Source organism: Nostoc sp. FACHB-892 (assembly GCF_014698795.1).
In the GTDB taxonomy this organism is placed as follows: Bacteria; Cyanobacteriota; Cyanobacteriia; order Cyanobacteriales; family Nostocaceae; genus Nostoc.
The window spans coordinates 54,491-79,219 of the sequence record NZ_JACJTR010000022.1 but is presented as its reverse complement, the minus strand read 5'-3'; the positions used below and the strand labels follow the sequence as shown (position 1 = coordinate 79,219).

The window sequence follows — 24,729 nt, the reverse complement described above, 5'->3', positions numbered from 1 at the left end:
TATGGACATTTACCCTTTACAAGTTCGGTTTTTACCCATTAATAAAACTTTTGGATTTCTAAATAATACTAGTACCGCTAGGCGGAAGTCAAAAATAAAAAGTCAAAAGGTTTATGAAATAAGCTCTTTAGGACTTTTCAATGGTCTGCTTATTTACACCGTGCTGTACTAAACCTTTCGAGGTAGTGACACACATCAAAAGGAAATAAGGGCTAGTAGACACCGATACTCACTTTTAGTTCAAAACCTTGTCAGATGTGACTCTAGACGATGAACTAACTTTTGAATAAAATTTCATTTCGACTGGCTGCGCCTAGCTGTGGTAAAGAGTTGATGGCTGAGTGGGGAGTGAGATTAACAGGAACAGCCAAAGGTAGTTGTAATTGTTTTACAACATTTTGCAGTAGTTGGTCTTGTCCAGTCCGCAAACCCCAGACATTTGTCCCACGGTTGATAATAGCAAACCAAACCAAACCGCGATCGCGTGTGGGCATCACTCCAGCTAAAGCGCTCACATCCCGGAGAGTCCCAGTTTTGATTACAGTTGCGGCTGGAATGTGTCTGGAGTGTAGTGTCCCTCGCTGATCAAATCCAGACATGGGGAACAAGTCAGCCAGATTCAATTGATGGGCAGCTGCTTCTTTTTGAATAGCCATCAACATCGCACAAGCAGCTCTGGGAGAAATACGATTTTCCGGCCCCAATCCAGAACCATTGATTAACTGAATTTCTACTTGTGGCACCCTAGCAAGGTTAGCAGCAGTTGACTGCACTACAGTGGCTCCTCCCACTGAGTCTGCCAGCATCTCTGCCATCTCGTTGTTACTGTAAACATTCATTTCTTTGATTAGTTGCTTCAAGGGCAACGAGCGATGACGCATTAACAAAGTTTGTTGAGGGCTTGGTTGCGCTTCAACTTTCACAGCACCCGCAATCAAGACTTCAGGCTTGGGCGTTCCCTTGGGCATAATTGAGTGTATATAAATAGCGGGGCGGCCCCAAGTCGCACGATTTAGTGTTTGCTTGAGCATCAGACCCGCCAGCATCGGCTGACGTTGGAAATTCATGGCAAAATTGCCAGTAATGATCAAATTTCCCTTTACCTGCTTGATGCCCATTTTATTGAGAGTATTGCCAAGAGCGATCGCTTCTTCCCAAACAAACAAAGGATCACCACCACCAGTAATTACCAAATCACCCTGTACAACCCCTTTTACCACTGGGCCGGTAGCACTGACTAAGGTATCAAATTGGAAGTCTGGTCCCCAAGTTTTCAAAGCAACTAGTGAAGTGGCAATTTTGGTTAAAGAGGCAGCCGGCAGGGGTGTTGTACCTTGGTGATTTGCCATTAACATCGGCCCCGACTGCATCCAAATCCCCTGACTCTCAGCCAGATTTTGGGCTATTAGTTTCGATGTTACTAACTGTTTCAGATATTGCTGCACCGTAGTCGCCCCAGCTGGATTGGGATCAGGGGCAAGAACCAAGCCAGGGCTACTTTGCCAAGTCAAAGCATCTAAGGCATCTAGAGGTTTGATTTGTACCCCGGCCATCTCTAGCCAGAGCGACACTAAACCTGAACCCAATAATTCCAGCATTTTTTATTCCTCTGTTAGGATTTGAGTTTACTGTGCTAATATACAAGCTTTTTTACAAGAATCAGTATTGAGTCATGATAACTGCTGTTTTTCTCATCTGTTAAGTAGGGTGAATAATATTGTTTTCGCGGCTCCTTTGACAATGCCAAAGTGCCTATTGTTCATAAAGATAGCCACATAAATCCAATTCGCAATGGGCTAACGCCCCGCTCCGGTAACGCAATTCGCAATAAAAATCAAAATAGTTTGTAATTCGTAATTCGTAATTGAATTAATTAAGGATTCATACCCCTACTACTTATAAAGCAGCAATTTTAGAATTTAGTACGGGACTCAACAAACCCAAAAATTAACTTAGCGCAGCGCGTTCGCTCTTAGCGTTTCGGAGAGAAGGAGTCCGCGAACGTAATTACGAATTACGAATTAGGAATTAGTTAAGACCTACTTCCTTTCTGGATGCGCTGCATCCTCTGGTGAAGGCGTACCCATCTGGTTGATTGTGGCAATCATCTGATACAAGCGCCCCAAGTCACGTTGATTGAAGCACAAAATGAGCCGGGGTAGTCCAACAGTTTCATCTTGTGCCTCTTGGGGTAATGCCTGACTTTTTTCAATCCGCCCTTGAATAATAATGTCGCTGAAATTAGCATTGAGTTGCTCTACCTGATCATCTGATATATCTGTCTTCAGACGGATGACTAATTTATTGCTTACATATCGACAGGAGTGATAAACCTGGTAAAAACGGGTAATAGCGTCACAAGCCACATCCACGTTATCCGTCACCGTATAAAGGTTGGGGTCTTCAGGACTGACAAGACCATTTTGCACTAGTTGCTTATCAATATATTCGCTCCAAGATCGCCAATAATCGCCACCAGGGTGATCAATTAAAACTACGGGTACTGGGCCAAATTTACCAGTCTGGCTTAATGTCATACATTCAAAAGCTTCATCTTGAGTGCCAAAACCTCCAGGAAACAAGGCTACAGCATCACTTTCTTTAAGGAGAAACAGCTTGCGGGTAAAGAAATATTTGAAGTGAACTAGCTTAGGATCACCTTCTATAAACGGGTTCGCTTCCTGCTCAAAGGGTAACTGAATGTTTAATCCAAAAGAATTTTCTCGCCCAGCCCCTTCCTGACCCGCTTGCATGATTCCACCGCCACCGCCTGTCATCACCATAAATCCTAATTGAGAAACAGCGCGAGCAAACTTAAGAGCCATTTGGTAATCTGGCGTATCTGGCGCTAGACGAGCAGAACCAAAGATGGTGACTTTACGAACATGTCGATAATCATAAAATAGCTGGAAACCCCTCTCCATATCTGCTAATGCAGCCGACAAGATTTTCCAATCGAGACGTTCAATTTCGGTATCAGCTAGACGAAGAATAGTCGCAAGTGATTGCTGAATAAATTGCCGATTTTTTAATGTCGGTAAGCGAGCGATCAATTCAGCGATATCCGCCTGTAAAGACTCTAATGTGTCAAACGACGCAGATGAGGTCATGAGAACTGCCGCAACAATGGCATTATATTTTACGTGAACGACTTACACTCTAGCAAGCGGGATATCGGCATCTGGTGTACAGTTAACATACTCAGAGCGGGCTTTGAGGTAGTATTCATCACTGCTCAAGCTCAGATCCCCATCTTTTGAGATTGGAACTCGGAAGTTGGTGTTCGGAACTCGGAAAGTCGTGTTCGGAACTCGGAAAATCGTGTTCGGAACTCGAAAGTTGGTGTTTAGAACTCAAAAGTTGGTGTTTAGAACTCGAAAGTTGGTGTTTAGAACTCGGAAGTTGGTGTTTGGAACTCGGAAGTTGGTGTTCGGAACTCGGAAAATCGTGTTCAGAACTCGAAAGTTGCTGTTCAAAGCTTGGATTTTACGTCCCCTTGTCCCTCTTGCCCCCTCATCTCAATTCAGCCCCAATTCTTCCTTCAACGCCTCCGGCACATTCACTGCTGTCTCTAATCCCCGCACACCTTCCCACTGCTGCTTTTTACCCCAGGTCATTTTTTCCATATTGGCATCGCTGAGGTCGGCACCACCGAGAATGGCGTAGCTGAGGTTACTATGACTAAGATCCGCACCGTTGAGCATAGCACCACTGAGGTTACTGCCACTGAGGTTAGCACTGTTAAGGTTGGCATAGCTGAAGTCTGTGCCGAAGAGGATCGCGTCGGTGAGATCGGCACCACTGAGGTCGGCTTCGCTGAGAATCACCCCACTCAGGTCGGCTTCGTTGAGAATCACCCCACTCAGGTCTACACCGCTAAGGTCTGCGCCTAAGAACATTGCACCGTTGAGTCTGGCGTTGTTAAGCTTGGCACCGTTGAGTTTGGCATAGCTGAGGTCAGCGGCCATGAGAATGGCATTACTAAGGTTGGTACTAAAAAGAATTGTGTCACTGAGGTTAGTACCGTTGAGGATGGCGTGACTCAAATCAGCACCACTGAGGTCAGCGCGACAGAGATCAGCATGGTTAAGGTTGGCGCTGTAGAGGTTGGCTTCACTTAGATTCGCACCGAAAAGGATGGCGTTACTTAGGTCGGCATGGCTAAAGTTAGTGCTGCTGAGGTCAGCGCGGTTGAGGTCGGCACGCCTAAGGTCGGCGCGGCTGAGGTTACTGCTGCTAAGGTCAGCACGGTTGAGGTCGGCGCGGCTAAGGTTGGCACAGCTAAGGTTAGCACCGCTAAGGTTGGTGCTGCTGAGATCGGCACTACTGAGGTTAGCACCACTGAGGTTGGCACTGCTGAGGTTAGCGTCGCCGAGGTTGGCACCGCTAAGGTTTGCACCACTGAAGTTTACGCCAGTCAAGTTGGCATCGCCGAGATAAGCAAGGCTTAGGTCAGCCCCCCTAAAGTCTGCACCGATCAGGTTGGCATCGCCCAAGTAAACACCTCTAAAGTTCCCGCCTTTGAGGAATTGCCCGACTATATTACTAAAATTACCAATTTCCAGGGCATCACTATAGTTGATGATCCGCAGCAGTTGGGATGTAAAAAAATTGTCTGTATCTGGTTGAGCAGATGGAAAAAAAGTGATTTTTTGTTTGAGTTCATCTCGCTCTTGGGCGTAGCGGTGTAGCTCTAACAGTAAAATCAATACGTTCAGCCCTGTATATATGTCTACCTGCCTCAGCCCGATCGCAATATTTTGCGCCGCTAGCTTTATCATTGTTTTCTGAGGTAGGTTATCATCTGGTGTCTCATCGATAAATTCTCCCTGACACCAGCGACGATAAAAATCTTCTAGCCGCCAAAAAAGCAGTTCTGGGCGATTTTTTTGACTAGTCACAACCAATTCCATTAGTTGGTTAACTATTTCTGGTTTTAGCGCCCGATTGCCTAGTAAATCATAAATCTCTTCATGCATCTGGCGATCGCACACTCCGAAACAGAACCCAGAAGGTAGTGCGTCAGATGTCTGATCAACTATCTCAGAAGTCAAACTGCTCTTTGATATTGTCCATTTTTCTAAGCTTTTTTGCAGTCTTTGAAACCATAAATCTTCTTGTAAATTATCTTGAGCAAAATTAATGCTTTTATATGGTTCTTTAATACTTTTTCCTAAAGGTAAAACTGCTTCGGTTTTTACAGATGTGGTCTTTGGCATCTCTTCTAACCTTATATCCCTCACATAATTTCTCAGCAGTTGCCAGACTTGAGATAAATATGTTGACATTTCTGTGTCCGTTGTTACATTTAAATTACTGTTTCGATAATTCTGAATTAAAAATTTTTCTATGCTAGTTTGCTTTTCATTGCCGGAAGTTAATAGTATCAATAAATACTACACGAAAAATATCATCCATTGGCGACATCTCCAATGGTCTATACCGACGGTGTTCCTAGAAGTCGGCTTCTTGCTAACCCATAGTAAGCTTAAGCTTCTTCTACTGCTGCAAATAAAGTGTGATCAGAAAAATTATTTCAAAAATCAAGGAATTTTCCACCTTCTTTGGCTAATTTGTTATACTTTTTTCCCAAGATATTTATTAGTCTGATGTAAAAATAATACTTACTGTTTGTGAAAGTCGCAATTGTTAGGAAAAATATTACTGTACAAAAGCATGAATATTGCTGAAAAATAGCAACTAAAATTGAAGTCTAAAGCTTACTGCTTGATATAACAGCAGCCGAGATAATCGGCAAAAAGCCGCTACATAACTTTGCAAAAGTTAAAGATTAATTACGGGATAGCTATCGGAGATATATAGAATGAAGAACAGATTAACTTTTTATATGATTTTGTTACATGGTTTATTTTTAGGAATAGCAACGGCTAGCGCCAAGTCACCATCTGTTAACATTGATCCAGAGTTGTCAGCTAACCGTAAAGCTGCGCCGGTTGTAGAAGCCGTAGTAACAGCCAGAAGCAAAGAGAAATCCAATACTCAGTTAAAGATAGAAACTTCTTCAACTAAAACCTCAGCATTATCGCTAAATAATATCAATATTTATCAGAAGCAGAGGCTACCTTCAGGGCAAGTTTGGGTGGTTAATCAAAATAAACACGCACAGCCTCAACCGTTTATTTGGGTAGTGGGAGATCCTAAAAAAGCAGGACAGCAACCATTTTTACAAGTTGCAAAACCCGCAGAAAAACCTAAACCTAGTAAAACACCAACATCAACGGCAAAGGATGATTTAGAGCCGTTTGATGAAGTAATCAAAGACACGCAAAAGTCAGGAGGATTGTTCACTCTTTATCGTAATAAAGAAAAGAATAAAATTTATTTAGAAATTAAGCCAGAGCAACTTAACAAAAATTACTTAGCTACAGCAACTCTGGAATCGGGTATTGGCGAACGAGGTATTTACAGCGGTATGCCTCTGCAAGATTTTTTGTTTTATTTCCAGCGCGTGGATGATAAATTAAACTTCGTGATCCGCAATGTTAATTTTCGCACTCGTGAGGGAGATCCTCAAGCGCGATCGCTAGCGCGGTCTTTTAGTGATTCTGTTCTTTACAACATTTCCCTTAAAAGCATTCATCCAGAACGCAAAACTCTTCTTATCGACTTAGGAGATTTGCTACTGACAGATTTAGGTGGATTATCTGCAAGTTTAGGAGTCCCAGCAACCACAGACCAGTCATATTTTGGTACTGCTAAAGCTTTTCCTCAAAACTTAGAAATTGAGTCAGTTTTAAATTTCTCTAGTAGCAGTAGTGGTGACAGTGAAGTGGCAAGTTTTGCGTCGCTAGCTGATAACCGTGGCTATACCTTGCGCGTACACTATAGTCTCTCCCAACTCCCCGATAAAAATTATCGCCCGCGCATTGCTGACGAACGCATCGGCTATTTCATCACCGCCTACCAAGATTTATCCAAAGACGATCGCGGCGATTCTTTTGTCCGTTACATCAATCGCTGGGATTTAGAAAAACAAGACCCGAAAGCAGCAATTTCTCCACCCAAAAAACCGATTGTCTTTTGGATTGATAACGCTGTGCCCTTAGAGTACCGCGATCCTATCAAAGAAGGCGTTTTAATGTGGAACAAAGCCTTTCTTAAAGCCGGATTCAAAGACGCAATTGAAGTTCGCCAAATGCCAGATGATGCCACATGGGACCCAGCAGATATTCGTTATAACACGATTCGCTGGATCAACACAGTAGATGGTTATTTTGCAATGGGGCCATCTCGCGTTAACCCATTGACTGGGGAAATTTTGGATGCAGATATTCTCGTAGATGCTAGCTTCGTGCGGGTACTCAAAAGTGAATATCGCCAAATTATTCAACCTAGCCAAACAGAAAATCGCACCACTTTATCAGCCTTGATGCAAAATCGTCTACTTTGCGCCAATGGTTTAGATGCAAAAAATAGCGGTGTCCCCCAACAGATGCAAAAGGGACAAGGGTTATTGAACCGTTTATCTAAAATGGCAAGCGAGTACGATTTATGCTACGGAATGGAAGCTGCTAACCAGTTTGCCGTTGGTTCACTGGCAATGTCATTGCTACCAGAAACCATGGCCACTCCAGACCAGATGAAACAATATATCAACGAATATTTACGTTTAATCATCGCTCACGAAGTTGGGCATACTCTTGGTTTGCGCCATAACTTCCGTGGTAGTACACTGCTATCACCACAAGAGATGAATAATACGGAAATTACCAAAACCAAAGGTCTGACAACTTCGGTAATGGATTATATTCCTCCAAATATTGCCCCTCAAGGGACAAAACAGGGAGATTATTTTCCCAGTATGGTAGGCCCTTATGATGAGTGGGCGATTAAATACGGCTACCTATCAATTCAGACATCAACTCCCATAGCAGAAAAGCCAATTTTAGAGGAAATTGCTGGACAATCCTACAAACCAGAGTTGAGTTATTCTACAGATGAAGATGTGTATGACCTTGACCCCACAGCAGATGCTTGGGATAACAGCGGCAATGTGCTGCTTTATTCTCAGTGGCAGTTGAATAATTCGCGGGTGATGTGGGAACGTCTCGATAAGCGTTTCCCAATGGCTGGTGATAGTTACAGCGATGTGAGCGAACGTTTTAGTACAGTATTGGGTAACTATTTTCAGCAAATATATTACACCACAAAATATATTGGGGGACAGTCTTTTTCTCGCATTCATCCTAGCGAGATACCTTCGGGGAAGGCTTCTGAAGTCGGCCAACGCCGATTACCATTTGAATCGGTACCAGTTGAAGAACAACGGCAGGCTTTAGAAACGCTGCAAAAATATCTATTTGCAGAAGATGCCTTGAGTTTTTCACCAGAATTACTGAATAAATTAGCACCTTCCCGTTGGCGGCATTGGGGTAGTACACCGCAAGTTGGTCGTTTGGATTTTCCAATTCATGACTTAGTGCTATTCATGCAGGGTTCTGTGTTGCGGGATTTACTCTCAGGCGATCGCCTTTCTCGTCTCAAGGATATTGAACTGAAAACGAAGCTCGAAAATGCACTGACTCTACCAGAACTATTTGAAACTTTGCAATCAGGTATCTGGACAGAAGTAATCCAACCAAAAGGTAAACCAATGAAGATTGCTAGTTTACGGCGAGGCTTACAGCGACAATACCTGGACATCTTAACTGATATGGTGTTGCGAAAAGAATATGTGCCAGAAGATGCTCGTACTTTAGCTTGGTATAAACTTAGACAATTGAATGATAAGCTCAAGGAGGTTAATTCAGATGATGAATATACCAAAGCGCACTTACTAGAAACACGCGATCGCATTGAGAAAGTCTTAAACGCGCCGTTGCAAGCGAATTAAAAAAGTTAAGAGTGAGGAGTTAGGAATTAATAGTAAGATTCTTGGCTCCTCTTCTTCTTTCAGAATTTTGGCAAGGCAAAATATATTTATAATGCCTACACAGGCTGAAAAAACAGTTTATGTCAGCTAGAGATAAATTTCACAATGTTGTAAAATCGGCATTGCAAAAAGACGGGTGGCGAATTACTCATGATCCTTTGTTAATTCGCATAGAAAATATTACTGATATGTACATCGACTTATTAATTATCGATATGCTTTCTTAAGAAATAGGTTCTGAGCGAGTTTTGTATTTAGCAGTGCCCTTAAACACTTATAACGATTTTTTAAATAAACCATTTATTAAAACTATTATCCAGCGCAGTCAAATCAATCTAAATCTTACTGAGAATTATCAGTAATGCAAGTTTTGATTAATACTAATGTCGTTAGCGCAGATCATTCGCTCTACCTGTGTTGCACCATTGAAAAACTGTATGCGATAAACATCTGGATTGCTCAATTTTCCCCATTCAGCATAACCAATGCGATCGTCAAAATGCTTCAGGATCAGCGCCATCAAATTGCCATGCGTCACGATCGCAATTGTGTTTGCTTCTTGCTGCAATACTTCATCAATTACGGCTATCCCACGCGCCATAGCACCACGACTTGACTCACCACCATCTAGATATAAATCAAGGTTGGTAAATGATTCAGCTAATCGCTCACGCCAATCAGCAAGCGGTGTTGCACACAGCACACGTTCGGAAAGTCGGTTATCAATCTCGATTGAGAGGCCCAGACGTTCCGTTAGGGGAGCAATTGATTGATATGCTCTAATAAATGGACTGGAGATAACCCGCTCGATCCCAAAATCGAATAACAAATCAGCAAGAGCGATCGCTTGGAGATTTCCTTCTGATGTAAGAGGCGCATTAGCTTCCTGTCCAACAGCTTGGCAATGTCGCACAATATACAGGGTTTTCTGCATCAAGTTTATGTATAGAAAACTCAAAATGAGGCAGCAGGCGATCAAGTTTCCTTCTGCTACCTCTGCATTATCCTAACTACTCAATGCCTTTAAAAACCGTTGCAAACTCTTAAATACACTGGGCTTTCTCACAGGTGCAGCATCTGTTGTTGTTTGCGGTTGTCCCTTTAAGAGGATGAGATCCAACTCATCACCTGATGGCCTTTTGGGTAATTCGGCAATTCTTTGATATTCGCCGTCGGTTTCCAGCCAAACTTCCCACTGTCCGGGGTAGCAGCGATATAGGGCGGTTTCATCGTCTATAGGGCGGAGGTAATAGGTGGATTCAATGGTACTGATAAAACGATCGCGGATTTTTCTTGCTGTATAACCAATACCCACAGTTCCAGCATCTTCTAGGCGGGGATTTAACAAGACTAAAGGGCGATCGCCTATTACTTCACATAGCTTTTCTAACTGCGGTACTTCTACGGAAGTGGGGGCAATGAATAAGAAAATTTCATCCTCTGGCTGAATTTTGGTTTCCAAAGAAGCAGCCCTTCCCGTACCGATATCCAAAATTTGAAATGGTGTATCAACCCAATCGCGTCGGGCTAAGGCCGCAGCACCAGCGTCAGCAAAGAAAATCTTCAAACGGGAACCATATTCTGTAAACAGTGGCAGAAATTGTTCCGCCACTGGCATAAACTTGAGTTCTGGAAACAGGAACTCAACTTGTATGCGAGTACAACCATCTGCAAGGGCAGCTTGGACGGCTACACGAGATTGGGCGATCGCATCTTCAAGACTATTTGGAAGTTCACTCATAGTTTATTATGTCGGTTTAGCATTACTCTCATTGTTCCAGTATTAGCTCTTATTGAGTAGGCAGACGATGACAATCAACCTCAGGATATAAAGGCTCAATGGGTTTTGCGTAGGCGTAGCCCTGAAAGTCATTTGTAGATGGGTTCAGGATTAATGTTGTCTGTTGCTATTGAGATGGGAACATTAACAATAAAGTATTAAGATCAGCGTCTTTTATGAAACCTGTTTTGCATAAAGGTCAACTAACAACATGGAAAGATGACAAGGGCTTTGGCTTCATTCGCTCCAGTGATGGCAGTCAAGACGTTTTTCTTCATATCACTGCACTCAAAGAAACAAATCATCGTCCACAAGTTGGTGATGTAATTTGCTATCAGCTAACAGTTGATAAAGACGGAAGAGTTCATGCTTGCAACGCCTTCATTGAGGGACTGGTATCCAAATCTATGCCGATAACTTCATCTTCTGCAATAGGGAAAAAAATATTCAAGCCCACAGCGAAATCTTCTTTAATATTTGAAGTGTTTCTCTTATCATTATTACCGGGTTTAGGAGCAATACATTTTGCATTTAAAACTTTCAACCCAATTCCTCTGATTCTTTATCCTGTAATGAGTTTTATTACCTTTACACTGTATGCGGATGATAAATCTCGTGCAAAACAGGGGCGTTGGAGAGTATCAGAAAAGAGATTACACTTGTGTGAATTTATGGGTGGATGGTTGGGGGCATTTATTGCCCAACGAAAATTACGCCATAAAAGTAGCAAGGTTTCATACCAAGTTGTATTTTGGATAATAGTAGCTGTTCACATTGTATTTTGGTTGGATTGGCTTGTTTTTGGGAGAAGGCTGGTGGGTTTATTTCTCAGCAGTTTTTCTAGAGGGTAACAGAGCCAAGTTAGCTACAATAAACTGCTCAATCGAGATCCCCGGTTTTTTAAGTTGTATGGAGTTATTTCAAAAATCAAATATTAGTCCTATAACTCATAAATATTACAACCAATTCCCAATCAACACATAAGCAGACCAAAAGCTTGGTGCTTTGTAGTTAGGATGTTTCAGCAGTTCTAGCTGGGCACGGTGGATTGCTTCGGCTTTGGTGGTTTTGCCACTCTTGAGTTCTCGATAGAAGGCACTAACAAACATTGCTGTCGATTGATCATCAATCTGCCACAGAGAGGCTATCGTACTGCGTGCCCCAGCTCGTACAGCTGCTCCTGCAAGACCGAGTGTTGCACGGCTGTCTCCTGTTGCTGTCTGGCAAGCACTCAAAACTAATAGCTCTACTATACTTTTCCCCTGACTGCGAAAGAGAGTATCAAAATCCTTGACATTAATCTGACCATCGAAATCCAAAATAAAAGTGTCTTCAAGACGAGAACTAAATTGACCGTGGGTTGCTAAATGGACTATGTTGAATGAAGTATCACCAATTTCACTCTCTAAATTCTTTTTCTTAAAATCTCCATCTAGTAAGCTAGTTGTCGAGACACCTGCTTTGGTAATGCCCTCGAATTCGGATTTAATAGCAAGCAATGGTGCAAACTCAGAAAAACCTGGTGGCGGCTGAGTCAGTCCTGCTGTTAAAGCTCTTAATTGCTGTTGTACTAGCGGTTTAGGGTCGAGGAGTTGCAGACCCAAGCTCAGGGCAACTGCATATTTCTCTACCAAGTATTGTTTACCATCATAGAGAGCAGCCATTGGTAAATTGCGTAACTGACCATCCAGCACAAACACTAGGGTATTTACTCCACTTTTTTGCAATTGTGATTCCATAGGTTTGAGCAGCCAGTCGTAAACCTGGTGTGCCTGGGTTTGAACGACTTTGGTTGCGGTAGGATTGACAAGATTTTTTCGCAGTTCTACTAAGAGTTTATCTACGTTTGCTTGGGATATCTTGTTACTGTAGCTTTGTAGAGGCTGTTTGGGAATTTTGACAATTACCTGGAGTTCGTCAGGAAGAATAATCGGATAAAAGATGGCAGCCGTGGGATTATCTTTATCTACCACTTGATCGAGGGCTACTCTCTGGCCTTGTAGGCAAGCTTCCCGGAAAAAGTCGTCCAATTCTGCTAGCTGGAGTGCTTCAATCCGCTCTCGTGCTTTCTCTAATATTTTTTCATCTGGTGGTTTTCCTTCTTGGGATTTCAGGAGTAATTCTACTGACTCTCGGTAAACGGGTTCCACGCTGTCCCGGAAGTTGAATTGCACATCCTGGTTCACTACGTCTTTATTGGCTACTAAGTCTCTGCGAAGAGACTCGAGAGTGCCTACAGCAGAATCATACGCCGCGATCGCACCATTAATATCTTTTTGTGCCCAGAGCAATCTACCTAATTGCCACTCCAAGGAATAGGTAATTTCTGGTGCATTGCTGCTCTGTGCTAAAGCTAATCCTTGCCGGGTAAGCTGTTGCGCCTCTTTCCACTGCTTGGTTTCTTCGTACAAGCCGCCTAAACTCTTCAGCGCATAGGCTTCTGCTCGCTTGTCTCCTAAACTTTGAGATTCTTTGATGGCGTTGGCAAGTAATACTGCTGAGTCTTTGGTGCTAAATCCTGAGTAATAATTTTGACTTGATGCTTGCAATATGCCACTCTTGACTTTTGCCAGACTTTCAGAAAAGTTAACTTGAGCGTAAACACTGGCACGACTAAGGGGGAGTTGCTCGATTTGAGACTCTACCAACGGCAAGATAGTTTGAACCTCTGCGGCTCGTTTATCTTCAATGAGTAGGCTCAAGTGATTGAGTTGGGCTTGGGCTTTTATCAGGGGTGAGGGAGATGCTGCAACTGTTTGTTGATAATAGGCGATCGCCTTTGGTATGTCTTCTCGTTTACGGGCATTATTTCCCAGGCTGAACAGACTGGCCCCAATATCAGCGTTTGATTGCAGATTTCGAGCAATTATCAGACTTTCTTCTAACGCCTGACGTGACTTTTCCAAATCACCCAATACCAAAAGGGTATCACCGAGCGATCGCAAACTCACTGTCTTTTCTATAGAGTCTGGTTGAGATTTTAACGTCTGGCTTACCTGTTCGAGTGTTTTGACAGCGCGAGGGTAAAACCCTTGGCTTCGCCACGCCTGTGCTTGATTAATTTGCGATCGCACCACGCCGCTTTTATTGTCTGCTTGCCTATAAATTTCTTCTGTCTGCTGCCAAGTTGCTAAAGCCTTGTCTGCCTGTCCCATTGTCAGTTGGAGACGACCTTGAATATCAAGTGATTGGGCAAATATTTGCAGATTTTGGTTTTCACCCTGTTCATTGAGCAAATTTAAGCTCTCTGTAATTGCCTGCTGTGCCTGATTCCACGCACCGAGTTGTTGGTAAGCTAAGGAAAGATTACTCAGTGTTGCTGCCAGTCTAAGACTCTCCCCTTGTTGCCTATATGTTTGGACAGCCTCTTGTAACACTTCTACCGCCTTGGCAAACTTTCCGCTATCGTATAAAACTTTGCCTTGTTGTAGTAGTGAGGCTGGGTCAGAGGTCACAGCCAACGACGTAACACTGTTAATTGGTAGTTCAGAGGAAGAATTAATTGTGCCAGGAACTTTTGCCAGCACGGGTGAACCAAGAATGCATAGCAATCCTATCAGGAAGTACAAAGGCAAGCGTAAAAAGTGAGCCAGCCTAGTCTTCTGCCAACGCCCTGACTGCTTTTGTTTTTTAATCTTTACAAAATTCGTGCTAAAAATCCTAGTTGTTTTAGCCATAAGCATGACAAAAGGTAAGTGATAACCAGGAACGTACAGAATTAACTGTAGGTATTTGGACTACCACGGTAATGTTAGCATTTGCATTCCATTACTCATGCCTAAGCTTCCACAATCTTATTTGTGTTGATATTAGACCTCTTGTTTGAAGAAGAATTCAGCAGTCACAATTCAGGAGCAAAGCCGGAGACGCTGCGCCGGCCAGAATCAAGACCCTTGCTTGTTCGCCTTTTGCGTTTCCCCTTCTGTTGCGAGACGCTTCGCTATCTGTGCGGCATTCAGACCCGCGACTGTTTTGTTGACCACCAAATTTCCGATTTGGTGGAAGTTTTAAACGCTTTTAAACGCCTTTATTCAAACGCTCGTAGACTCGCTACCGCTATGCTATCTGCTTTATCGCTCAGAATATCCAACTGAATTCTAACTCCTGACTCCTGAATTCTGTTTTGGTAAAACACCAAAAACCTGGTCAAGGGTGACCAGGTTTTATCGAGTTTACAGGCTTCAAATTGTTAAACTAATTAAGTAATTGAAAGTTAATAACTAAGGTGGACTAAACAACGAACAAACTCAGCATTCTTGCGTTTTTCCGCTTTAAAATTTGGTTTTGCCTTCTACATTAGGCTTTTTACCACTTCTATATTTGATATGCTGACATTTGCTTGGGTTCATGACAAGGGGACACTAAGTCATTGACCCTTTCTGTTTGGTTTTGCTTTGTTTGGTGTCCTACTATTTAAGTTATCACTTACTTTGGTGAGTTACAACCCTTAGTTTACTAAAGTTCATGTTCTGTTAGATTTTGCAATCTAGACCCATAAATTTGATCCCCAGCTTTCTTTTTAAGAGAATCAATGGGATCTTGGATAGATCAGCATAGCTAACCAAACTGAATTGTCAGCAATTCCACATAATCTGGCTATCATCTAGATTGTCGGTGACAATACGCCTAATGGCATCAATTTCTGCCAATTGGGCAGCAGAAAGCTTAATTTGGGCGGCTAATGCGTTGTCTAGCGCTTGTTTGGGATAACGCCCCCCGACGATGGCATTTGTTTGGGGTTGAGCAATTAACCACGCTAAAGCTAACTGAGCAAGGGTACAATTATGAAGAAGGGCTATAGGACACAGTTTTTCTAGCGCTTGTTGGGCACGTTCAAAGTTTTCGCCTTGAAACAGTTTATTTTTAGCACGGTTATCTGTTGGGTCAAATTTATGACCGAGAGCAAATTTCCCTGTCAATAATCCCTGTGCTAAAGACGAATAAGCAAGGATAGAAATATTGTTCTCGATACAATAGGGCAATGCATCTTGTTCTACCTGTCTCCAGAATAAAGAATAAGGTGGTTGTAAACTATCAATACGTCCATAACTTGCTGCTTCTGCTAACTGGGCGTGGGAAAAGTTGGAAACACCAATGGCTCGAATTTTACCTTGCTCTTTGAGCAGGTTAAGAGCGCTCATAGTTTCCTCGATAGGTACTATTTTGCTATTGAAAGCACCAGAGGACCAATGTATTTGGTAAAAGTCGATGTAATCAGTTTTCAAGTTGGTTAAAGAACGATGTCTAACGACAAGCCCTTCTCTACGAGAGGCTTCGCCAACGGGTTCGGGGGGTCGCAATCGACGGGAACCGCCAAGACTGCGACCCCCTCACCGCTACGCGTCTACGCAAGCTTGAATGACTTGTTCATACTTTAGATGATTAGCGAAAACTTTTGTGGCATATTCCACGCGATGTCTGGCGACAAGCCGCTACGCGTCTACGCGTACATCAGATAAAGCTTCAGCGATAATTCGCTCAGAGTGTCCTTCACCATAAGCTTCAGCAGTATCAATTGTGGTGATCCCAGCTTCATAAGCGGCTCGGAGCGTTTTAATCGAGTCAACATCCTCAATTCCCACCCACGCTCTTTTACCAGCTTGCCAAGTTCCCATCAAGATGGGTGTGATTTTCACATCAGTTGTACCAAGCGAGCGCTTTTCCATAACTGCTTCCTAATTCATTTCCCTGGATAGTTTTACACGTTATCGGTTTTAGATTGAAATTAAATCAGAGTTACAGTAGATGCTGATGGAATTAACTACAACTTTTCATGCTCTCAAAGAATGGGCAGTCGCCGTCAATGCCTTAGAAAGTGGCAAAACAATTATGTTGCTCCGCAAAGGGGGTATCCATGAACGAAATGGACATTTCCAAGTTGCCCACAAGCAAGTTTTACTTTATCCTACTTATGAACATCAACAAGCTTTCATGCTGAAAGCTGAGTATGCTGATCGTGTTTATCCAGTAACATCAGGTTGGCATCCAGAGACAGTTCCCATCGGCAGTTGGGCTGAAATTACAGATATTTTGCCAGTTAGTGACGAGTCTATTGTCAACACCTTGCTTCCCTTCCATATTTGGAACGAGCATTTTATTAGCGATCGCCTCAAATGGAAACCACGCCAGCCGCTTTATATTCTCCTCCTACGGACATATAAATTACGCCAACAAGAAATTCCCTACCAACCTAAATACGGCGGTTGCAAGTCATGGATTGATTTAGATCAACCAATTGATTTGCAAGGAGCAAAACCAGTTTTATCTGACTTTGCATACACTCAACTAGTAGAGACAATTCGCCAGATTGTTGGCGATAAGTTGTATGCTCCATCTTTGTGATAATCCAAGTTATGGGTTATCAAAGACCAATTTTTTATTGAATGCCAAGGCGCATGAGGAGATGGCGGTTGCGCTAGGCGCAACTGCAACTCCAGCTTGGGGACTTCAAAATCAAAAAATATACCATCCCTGCGGGACGCTACGCGTAGCTTGCTTCCCCAAAGCTATAGAGGCAGGGGGCAGGGGGAGGGAAAGTCGTAGTGAAGTCCAGAAATTGGATAATTTATTTTTTGGAGTTCCCTTAATCAATAAGTAGTTTCCAAAATCTGCGCTTATGTATGTAAGCAGAAAAACAAATAGCCAGATTGCGAACCTTAGTCAAAACAGTAGTTATTGTTACACACAATCATAAAAAGCGCGGATAACATTAGAAAAATCTCCCCTACAAGGAAGGTGAGAGAAAGCTGTTTATCTTTGTGTCCTACTAGCAGCTTTCTCAGGGTAGGACTTGTTAAGTAATTAACTCTTAGTGGATAGAACTTAATTACACTTTGTCTAAAGTATTAGGCAAAAAAGTACCCCACAAGGGTGACAATGTCCTTGACAAAAATCTGTTATTATGCATTATTATCTAAAGGCAAAGGAGTTTGCAATGCATCGACAAATGTGCTGGTTACCTAAGTCTGGTGGCAACGGAGAGAAAATTTTGTATTTGCAAACAGAACCCAATCAACCTTGGCGTCCTTACACTGCTTTTGGACATTTTAAAGTCCCAGATTATCAAATACCAAATGGTTCTAAAGGTTGGGCAACTTATCAAAAACTTCTCAAAGCAGGTTGGACACTAGTACCTACCGCACGGGCAAATGAGTTTGGTAGGAGCAGCTACGTAGAGTCAACAGCCCAAAATCAATAGTTATTGGTTATTAGTCATTGGTCATTAGTCATTGGTCATTGGTCACTTGTACTGAGCAAAGCCGTAAAGGCTGCGGCATAGCTACGCTTCGGGCACAGCCTAAAAAGAGAAGTATGTGGTCATTACTTATTCTCTGCATCTTCCCAGTCCCTTGTTAGCTCACAAACCTCTGGGAGAACCTTCACCGCGAGGATCAGCCGCCCCTTCTAAAGTTCCATCAGATGTTACAGCGATCGCGTTACTATTACCCCAAGGAGTAGTTTCCTTTATTTTGTGCCCCCGTCTGCGTAAGTCTTGCATAGTCAGAGCATCCAAACTCCAGGGTTCAACGCGTAACTCATCTGGAAGCCATTGATGATGTATGCGTGGAACAGAAACAGCTGTACCAACATCCATGTTGTATTCCAGCACATTTAAGATGACTTGCAAAACCTGGGTGATGATGGTGCTACCGCCAGGCGCACCCGTTGCCATTCGGAAATGACCATTTTCTGTGACAATTGTGGGAGTCATGCTGGATAAGGGAGTCTTACGGGGTGCGACGGCATTGGCATCGTTACCAACTAAACCAAAAGCATTAGGCACTCCTGGTGCAACAGCAAAGTCATCCATCTCATTATTGAGAACAATTCCAGTTCCCGGTGTCACGATACCAGCACCAAAACTGAGATTAATCGTGAAAGTCAGACTTACAGCGTTGCGTTCTTCATCCACAACTGTAAGATGACTGGTTTCAGGAGATTCATGTCGGCTTGTATGATTTCGTGATGGGATGATATTTTCTTGCCATTTGTGAATATTAGCTTGAGTAAAACGTTGTAGCGTCTTTTTGTCTACTGGCTTGACTTCGGTCGAGGGTCTAGCCACTTGCATATTAATTTCTTGACGGCGTTTTTTGGCGTAAGCTGAACTGAGCAGTTCTTGTACAGGAACTTTGACAAAATCGGGATCGCCTAAATATTCTGAGCGATCGCTGTAAGCAATCTTCATTGCTTCTACCATTAAATGTAAAGCGTCGGGATGATGCCATCCTAAAGATTTAAAATCAGTATCAGCGATAATATTTAAAATCTGCAATAGATGAACGCCTCCTGATGATGGTGGTGGCATTGAGCAAATTTTAGCTTTGCGAAAGTTTCCACAAACGGGAGTACGCCAGATTGGTTTATAGGCTTTGAGGTCTTCTAGAGTAATTAAACCACCATTTTTTACCATATCAGAAGCGATCGCACGAGCAATACTTCCGGTGTAAAAACTTTGGGGATTTTGGGCAATTGCTGTTAAGGTGCGTGCCAAATCACGCTGCACTAGCTTCTCCCCTGGTTTATAAAATTCACCATTGCGAGTGAAAATTTCTTGTGCGGCTGGATTGTTGAGAACTACTTCCTTGCGGGGATCGTTTGCTTGCAGAGAACGCCAAGTTACCCTATCACTAACAATAAAGCCATTTTTAGCAAGTGCGATCGCAGGTTTCATCACCTCTTGCCAAGAAAGCTTACCATAGCGACGATGCACTTCATAAAGTCCCGCCACAGTTCCTGGTGTCCCTACTGCCAAATAACCATTAATACTTGCATTGGGACGCACTTTGCCTTCTGCATCCAGATACATATTTCTTGTAGCTTTCAGGGGTGCGCGTTCGCGGAAATCTAGCGCTTTCATATCGCCAGTTTTCTCAGAGTGCATCAGCAAAAATCCGCCGCCACCGATTCCTGCGGAAAAAGGCTCAACTACCGAGATTGCAAAGGTTGTGGCTACAGCTGCATCTACTGCATTACCACCTTTGCGTAAGATTAAAATTCCCGCCTCACTTGCTAAGGGATGGGCTGAAACCACCATTCCCTTTTTGCTGCGTAGGGGTAAAGTTAAGGCGGCTGATGCAACTTGGGTGTAAACAAGGAGAGTGAAAGAAAAGATTGCGATGCCCGCCGCAGGCATAGCCATCGCAATTCGCTTGAGTTTAGTAACAGTAAGCATTTTTATGTGATTTTTCCTAAAATCTTATACTTGTTTATGTTTAGAATCTTGGGGAACTCCAAAAAATAAATTATCCAATTTCTGCCCCCTGCCTCTATACAGCAGTTTGCAGCTAAATGAAGTATAGAACCAAGGATTCACAAATCAAATTATTCTTCTCTCTCCTGCCTCCTGCCTTCTTCAATTGGCAATCGACAGATAATACTCAAATCGCTCCCGGAGTTGTTCAACCGTTAAATTTTGAGTCCAGTACTCCACTAGGGCGTGACCAAATGCCCAGGCGTTGCGATCTGGTGAAGCAGAGTTTTCCCGCAATAGCGGCCAGAGGGATAGCAATTCAAAGTTGAGCGGGTTAAGATTACCTGTATTTAAGAGCGAGAAAAGTTCATATCCCATTTGGAGTTTGCCAATCACAATCGGCAACTGTTCCACAGGAATTTGCTCTGCCAGCATATATGCTAGGGCTGGAGATCCCGTTGAAAAAGTAGAAACAAACTGGAGAACGGGACTTTTGAGCAATGCCGTTAGTCCCTGTGTTGTTGTCATCTGGAAAGTGTAATGGTCGATGATTTTGGCAGCAGCGATGGTGCGGGCTTCGAGGTTACGTAAAAAGCGGGCGAGACGGAGTTGCTTAGTAGGTGCGATCGCGTCCACTAATCCCAACGATAGCGCCTCTACTCCCCAAGCGATTCGATTTGTTTTGCTGTCACCTGTAACCACAGGTACAACTAGATTGCAGAAGGTTTCCAGCAGTTTGGCGCGATACTCAGTAGCTTCTCGAATAGCAATTTCTTTGGGGCGATCGCCCCATTCCCAATCATAAGGTGGTTGCCATTCGCGGATGGGACGCAGACGATCTACTTGAGTGACGATCGCGATTGCTGGTAAGTCTGCAACTTCTGCTTTCATATCTTGCAAAAAGTCTACATCCATTTGTAGGGCAGGATCGAGGGCAGGGGTAACTAACAGCAGCAAATCTGCGTTGATGGCATAATCAAGCACTAGGTTTCGGAGATCAGCACGGTTGACTTGTTCATAACCAGGTGTGTCCCAAAGCGTTAGGATTTCTCCACTTTGAGTTTGCCATTGATAATTTTGAATGCGATCGGTACTGGGCAAAACATCAACGGCTGCTAAATCTGCCTGAAATAGTGTGTTAATCAGACTACTTTTTCCCGAACCCGTGCGCCCCACCAGCAGAATATTCACGGGTTTTTGCTCAACCACTTCGGCTGGTTGAGCTTGAGTCAGGATTTCTCGGAGTGTTTGGGTTTTTGCCTTGGGTAGAGTTGGTGTGGATACGGTTGCTGAAACTGATAATGTGCTACGTCCATAGAGTGCGATCGCCTGCTGACATAAGTTTCTCAGGGCAGCTTCCCGAAATAACTGGCTCAAATTCCCCAATAATTGCTGAGTTGCCTGGTTACTAGAACCCTTGCTGGCTTGTTTTGCCACCGCCGCCACAGGATTTAAAACCCACTGTGCCCAGTTCCAAGCTTTCCAGAATTTCCGAGCCGATGGCTCCAACTTTTGGTAAACCTCATATGCTTGGTATGCTTGTCCAACCGTTAGCTGATTGAGGATAGGCGATAACTTTTGCATCCACCGATCCATATCATCCACCGTTCCCCGAATCAGCCCGTAAGCCTGAGGGACGTAAATATTTAAAAGAGGATATTGAATTTGAGGATTGTAGATATGAGCGATCGCTACCACCAAATTTTGGCATCGCGTCCAAAACGTTGCCCAGTCTTCCCAAATCGGGCGATCGCTTTGTGCTGCTTGCAGAATCTCTTGAAGGGCGGCTTCTGCAAGCTTTGTAACATCACTTCCTACTGGTGGTTGCCCTACTGTATCTTCTGCCGTCGATTCCAGTTCTTCTTGGACTTGAGTTAATACAGCTTCCACTTGGTTAACAGCTGGTTGAGTCCATTTGACCAACAGCCAACGCCAACCAACAAATAAAAGGGTGAATACACCCCAAATCCAATTAATGCCCCACGTATGGATCTGTAAACCGGCGGATACCAGTAAGAAAATGATGATGAAAGCGATCGGGATTGCTAAGACTATCCACTGCCACGGTTTTAATCGCACCATTGCCCCATACCTGCTTTGAAATGTTGGGAAATTTGAGCTTTTGCAAAAATTACTCTATAAAAAGTCTATCGTCTTCGATCTAGGCAGGATGTTTGATATTGTTGGATTAGTACTAGAGTGCGATCGCTTTTTAATTATATTTTGGGATCTGAGGAGCGATTATCTTTATCACGCTCCGCGACGTTAAAAATTAAAACCCCCATTCCCCATGTTCATGTAGCGGGGCGAACATAGGGAATGGAGGTTATGTTTCTAAACACGAGCCGAACTGGCAAAAGTTCGGCTCGTGTTTAATCAATCGTCTATTCGCAGTAGTTTGCGATAAAACGGTTGTGAAAAATCGGTCGCACGATGACGTTTATAGTTATCCATAAGTTCAATTAAAAAATTAATAAACTCAAAACTAGCCATCATCAGTTCGTAACTCAAGTCAGCGTTGCCATCAAACTGGATTCGGCAACGGGTTAAGTCTGAGGGTAAAGTAGCAACATTCCAGGAGGCGACAAAGGGAACATGTTCACTGCCCTCTATCTTGCGGTGTCCCTCCAAGACCCCTTTTTGATAGAGACTGATGGCATAAGGTAAGAAATTGCGCTTAGTGCCCTGAACGTAAGGTAAGTAAACACTGGCTTGCTGTTGAGTAGCAGGCTGGAGTTGGTCAATAGACATTATTAAATATTCCTTAAGTTAGTTGGCAACTGGGGATCTTATTGGATGTTAGTAGTATTCCCAAAAGATGTGTCTAAAGCACACAGTAGAGAATGGAGGGCAAGGGAGAGAATAAAAAATTACCTCTTTCCCCTCTGTTCCCTGCCCTCTGCCTCTTCCTCTTCCCAATGCCCCATGTCTCACAAATGAAGTTACTGCAAAGAAATATTAAAATTTCGGTTAGAATAAGGCTGCATTAACTTTTATCAAAGCTGGGCGCAATAACATAAAAAATCCCCAATGTAAAGTTATGGATGTTATTATTGCTGTTTCTCCCAAAAACTAGCTGTTGCTAGCTTGCTATTACTTTGCCCAAACTGGAGTTCTCACTGGAGAAAGCGCCATTTTACAAGCTTCCTGGCCAAGTGGCTATCAAAGGAATCAAGCCTCTGTCTAAGAGTAGCAAACGTGGTTAATTCGAGGTAATTACCCAGAGTGGCGGTGACAAAAAAGTTAGTCCCAGCGGCTTTTGGTTTAGGGATAGCGGGTATTGCAGTTTGCCCATTCCGATTAATATCGGGAAAAGTAGCTTAGGGATATTTGTCCGTAAAATTACTAACTGTAGACAAATAGTGGTCTTTGAATTAAGCAACCTAACCTATGCCAGCGAATTCCTGGCCCGAAGAAGATTCTTATCAAGAGCTTGATCCGTTCAACTCCTTGTTGTCTGACCTATCAGTAGATGAGGAGTCAGTGCTAGAGACAGATCCTGTGTCTCTAACATCCCGGTTTCAAGGTCGTAGACGCAAAGCAGCTCTAGTCTTGACTGTTGTCTGGAGTGGCACGATCGCTCTACATTTAGTTTCTTGGGCTTCCATATTTATTCTAGGACTGACCACCATTTTAGGATTTCATGCCTTGGTGGTAGTGTTTACTAAATCCCGTCGCTATCCAAAAGAAATAAAGGGAGATTTGCCTTCTGTCTCTGTGTTAGTGGCTGCGAAAAATGAAGAAGCAGTAATTGCTAAATTAGTCAAAAATCTTTGTAATCTGGAATATCCAGGTGGGCAGTACGAAGTATGGATTATTGACGATCACAGCAGTGATAGCACACCAAATTTATTAGCAGAACTAGAACAGAAACACGCTCAACTGAAAGTACTAAGGCGTTCAGCAGAAGCTAGTGGTGGCAAATCGGGGGCGTTGAATCAGGTATTGCCCCTGACAAAGGGCGACATTGTAGCAGTATTTGATGCTGATGCCCAAGTTACACCAGACTTGCTGCAACAGGTAATACCTTTATTTCAAAGAGAAAAAGTGGGGGCGGTACAGGTGCGGAAAGCGATCGCCAACGCTAAAGAAAACTTTTGGACTAAGGGTCAAATGGCAGAAATGGCACTTGATACCTGGTTCCAGCAACAGCGTACTGCCCTTGGTGGTATTGGCGAACTGCGGGGCAATGGTCAATTTGTCCGGCGTTCAGCCTTGAAAAGTTGCGGTGGCTGGAACGAGGAAACCATTACCGATGATTTGGATTTAACAATCCGTTTACATTTGGATAAATGGGACATTGAGTGTGTTTTCCATCCGGCGGTGCAAGAAGAAGGAGTGACAAGTGCGATCGCACTTTGGCATCAGCGCAACCGTTGGGCAGAAGGCGGTTATCAGCGCTATCTCGATTATTGGGATTTAATTCTCAAAAACCGCATGGGATGGCGCAAAAGCTGGGATTTGCTGATTTTTATGCTGATTATGTATATCTTGCCGACAGCAGCAGTCCCAGATTTATTAATGGCGATCGCTCGTCATCGTCCACCAATGTTAAGTCCCATCACAGGCTTGTCGGTTACTATGTCGATGGTCGGGATGTTTACAGGTCTAAGGCGTATACGTCAAGATCAGAAATTTTCACCTTCTACATATTTTCTGATGCTGGTGCAAACCCTGCGTGGCAGTTTATATATGTTGCACTGGTTAGTCGTCATGAGCAGTACTACTGCCCGGATGTCGGTAAGACCAAAGCGGCTAAAATGGGTGAAAACCTTGCATACGGGGAATGGGGAATAGCCCTTTTAGGGAATTTAAAATTTAAAATTTAAAATTTAAAATGCAAAATTATTTTTAGTAATTTTG

Annotated in this window: 14 protein-coding genes and 3 pseudogenes; 6 read left to right on the top strand and 11 right to left on the bottom strand. The window is 43.3% G+C overall.

All coding sequences use genetic code 11. The features are described 5' to 3' along the window. Positions 1–275: 275 nt before the first annotated feature. From H6G96_RS25010 to H6G96_RS25000, 3 genes are all read right to left on the bottom strand, one after another. Positions 276–1,598 (bottom strand): D-alanyl-D-alanine carboxypeptidase, encoded by a 1,323-nt coding sequence (locus tag H6G96_RS25010; protein ID WP_190914522.1) that lies wholly within the window; start codon positions 1,596–1,598, stop codon positions 276–278. A 441-nt stretch (positions 1,599–2,039) separates the two neighbouring features. After that, positions 2,040–3,110 (bottom strand): LOG family protein, encoded by a 1,071-nt coding sequence (locus tag H6G96_RS25005; protein ID WP_190914520.1) that lies wholly within the window; start codon positions 3,108–3,110, stop codon positions 2,040–2,042. A gap of 408 nt (positions 3,111–3,518) precedes the next feature. Next, a complete protein-coding gene (locus H6G96_RS25000) occupies positions 3,519–5,288 on the bottom strand; it encodes a pentapeptide repeat-containing protein (RefSeq protein ID WP_190914518.1) in 1,770 nt (589 codons plus the stop codon). Between the two features lie 536 nt (positions 5,289–5,824). Between H6G96_RS25000 and H6G96_RS24995 the strand changes: the two genes are divergently transcribed. Then, positions 5,825–8,854: a zinc-dependent metalloprotease gene (locus tag H6G96_RS24995; protein WP_190914516.1), complete on the top strand. Its 3,030-nt coding sequence runs from the start codon at positions 5,825–5,827 to the stop codon at positions 8,852–8,854. 119 nt (positions 8,855–8,973) lie between these two features. Then, positions 8,974–9,255 (top strand): annotated as a pseudogene (locus H6G96_RS24990) (element excision factor XisH family protein). Here the strand turns inward: H6G96_RS24990 and H6G96_RS24985 are convergent. Together H6G96_RS24985 and H6G96_RS24980 are read right to left on the bottom strand one after the other, a co-directional pair. Beyond that, complete coding sequence (locus tag H6G96_RS24985; protein WP_190914514.1) at positions 9,249–9,827, bottom strand: histidine phosphatase family protein; 579 nt, start codon at positions 9,825–9,827, stop codon at positions 9,249–9,251. The pseudogene H6G96_RS24990 and the gene H6G96_RS24985 sit on opposite strands and share 7 nt — an antisense overlap. A gap of 72 nt (positions 9,828–9,899) precedes the next feature. Beyond that, positions 9,900–10,634, bottom strand: a complete 735-nt coding sequence (locus H6G96_RS24980; protein ID WP_190914512.1) for a DUF1995 family protein — start codon at positions 10,632–10,634, stop codon at positions 9,900–9,902. A gap of 215 nt (positions 10,635–10,849) precedes the next feature. Between H6G96_RS24980 and H6G96_RS24975 the strand changes: the two genes are divergently transcribed. Next, complete coding sequence (locus tag H6G96_RS24975) at positions 10,850–11,524, top strand: cold shock and DUF1294 domain-containing protein (protein WP_190914510.1); 675 nt, start codon at positions 10,850–10,852, stop codon at positions 11,522–11,524. Between the two features lie 105 nt (positions 11,525–11,629). Here H6G96_RS24975 and H6G96_RS24970 read toward each other — a convergent pair whose 3' ends face one another. The 3 genes and pseudogenes from H6G96_RS24970 to H6G96_RS24960 all read right to left on the bottom strand — a co-directional run. Beyond that, a complete protein-coding gene (locus H6G96_RS24970; protein ID WP_190914508.1) occupies positions 11,630–14,350 on the bottom strand; it encodes a CHAT domain-containing protein in 2,721 nt (906 codons plus the stop codon). Positions 14,351–15,247: 897 nt separating this feature from the next. Beyond that, positions 15,248–15,913, bottom strand: a pseudogene (locus H6G96_RS24965) (aldo/keto reductase); the annotation flags it as partial. A gap of 108 nt (positions 15,914–16,021) precedes the next feature. Beyond that, positions 16,022–16,339 (bottom strand): annotated as a pseudogene (locus H6G96_RS24960) (aldo/keto reductase); the annotation flags it as partial. 79 nt (positions 16,340–16,418) lie between these two features. On the opposite strand from H6G96_RS24960, the gene H6G96_RS24955 reads away from it, so the two are divergent. Both H6G96_RS24955 and H6G96_RS24950 read left to right on the top strand, forming a co-directional pair. After that, positions 16,419–17,015: a DUF1802 family protein gene (locus tag H6G96_RS24955; RefSeq protein ID WP_190914506.1), complete on the top strand. Its 597-nt coding sequence runs from the start codon at positions 16,419–16,421 to the stop codon at positions 17,013–17,015. 592 nt (positions 17,016–17,607) lie between these two features. Continuing rightward, complete coding sequence (locus tag H6G96_RS24950; RefSeq protein WP_190914504.1) at positions 17,608–17,871, top strand: hypothetical protein; 264 nt, start codon at positions 17,608–17,610, stop codon at positions 17,869–17,871. Between the two features lie 159 nt (positions 17,872–18,030). Here the strand turns inward: H6G96_RS24950 and ggt are convergent, their stop codons facing one another. From ggt to ebsA, 3 genes are all read right to left on the bottom strand, one after another. After that, complete coding sequence (gene ggt, locus H6G96_RS24945) at positions 18,031–19,848, bottom strand: gamma-glutamyltransferase (RefSeq protein ID WP_190914502.1); 1,818 nt, start codon at positions 19,846–19,848, stop codon at positions 18,031–18,033. Positions 19,849–20,028: 180 nt separating this feature from the next. Beyond that, positions 20,029–21,948 (bottom strand): GTPase family protein, encoded by a 1,920-nt coding sequence (locus tag H6G96_RS24940; RefSeq protein ID WP_190914500.1) that lies wholly within the window; start codon positions 21,946–21,948, stop codon positions 20,029–20,031. 294 nt (positions 21,949–22,242) lie between these two features. After that, the gene (ebsA, locus tag H6G96_RS24935; RefSeq protein ID WP_190731159.1) at positions 22,243–22,617 is read right to left on the bottom strand and encodes a type IV pilus biogenesis protein EbsA; all 375 of its coding nucleotides are present in this window, start codon (positions 22,615–22,617) and stop codon (positions 22,243–22,245) included. Positions 22,618–23,256: 639 nt separating this feature from the next. Here ebsA and H6G96_RS24930 point away from each other — a divergent pair. Then, on the top strand, positions 23,257–24,663 hold the full coding sequence (locus H6G96_RS24930; protein WP_190914498.1) for a glycosyltransferase family 2 protein: 1,407 nt from the start codon (positions 23,257–23,259) through the stop codon (positions 24,661–24,663). Positions 24,664–24,729 lie beyond the last annotated feature (66 nt).

Excerpts from the sequence above, each read along its gene's own strand:
- H6G96_RS25010 (WP_190914522.1), bottom strand. The coding sequence starts at position 1,598 with ATGCTGGAATTATTGGGTTCAGGTTTAGTGTCGCTCTGGCTAGAGATG.
- H6G96_RS25005 (WP_190914520.1), bottom strand. The coding sequence starts at position 3,110 with ATGACCTCATCTGCGTCGTTTGACACATTAGAGTCTTTACAGGCGGAT.
- H6G96_RS25000 (WP_190914518.1), bottom strand. The coding sequence starts at position 5,288 with ATGTCAACATATTTATCTCAAGTCTGGCAACTGCTGAGAAATTATGTG.
- H6G96_RS24995 (WP_190914516.1), top strand. The coding sequence starts at position 5,825 with ATGAAGAACAGATTAACTTTTTATATGATTTTGTTACATGGTTTATTT.
- H6G96_RS24985 (WP_190914514.1), bottom strand. The coding sequence starts at position 9,827 with ATGCAGAAAACCCTGTATATTGTGCGACATTGCCAAGCTGTTGGACAG.
- H6G96_RS24980 (WP_190914512.1), bottom strand. The coding sequence starts at position 10,634 with ATGAGTGAACTTCCAAATAGTCTTGAAGATGCGATCGCCCAATCTCGT.
- H6G96_RS24975 (WP_190914510.1), top strand. The coding sequence starts at position 10,850 with ATGAAACCTGTTTTGCATAAAGGTCAACTAACAACATGGAAAGATGAC.
- H6G96_RS24970 (WP_190914508.1), bottom strand. The coding sequence starts at position 14,350 with ATGGCTAAAACAACTAGGATTTTTAGCACGAATTTTGTAAAGATTAAA.
- H6G96_RS24955 (WP_190914506.1), top strand. The coding sequence starts at position 16,419 with ATGCTGATGGAATTAACTACAACTTTTCATGCTCTCAAAGAATGGGCA.
- H6G96_RS24950 (WP_190914504.1), top strand. The coding sequence starts at position 17,608 with ATGCATCGACAAATGTGCTGGTTACCTAAGTCTGGTGGCAACGGAGAG.
- ggt (WP_190914502.1), bottom strand. The coding sequence starts at position 19,848 with ATGCTTACTGTTACTAAACTCAAGCGAATTGCGATGGCTATGCCTGCG.
- H6G96_RS24940 (WP_190914500.1), bottom strand. The coding sequence starts at position 21,948 with ATGGTGCGATTAAAACCGTGGCAGTGGATAGTCTTAGCAATCCCGATC.
- ebsA (WP_190731159.1), bottom strand. The coding sequence starts at position 22,617 with ATGTCTATTGACCAACTCCAGCCTGCTACTCAACAGCAAGCCAGTGTT.
- H6G96_RS24930 (WP_190914498.1), top strand. The coding sequence starts at position 23,257 with ATGCCAGCGAATTCCTGGCCCGAAGAAGATTCTTATCAAGAGCTTGAT.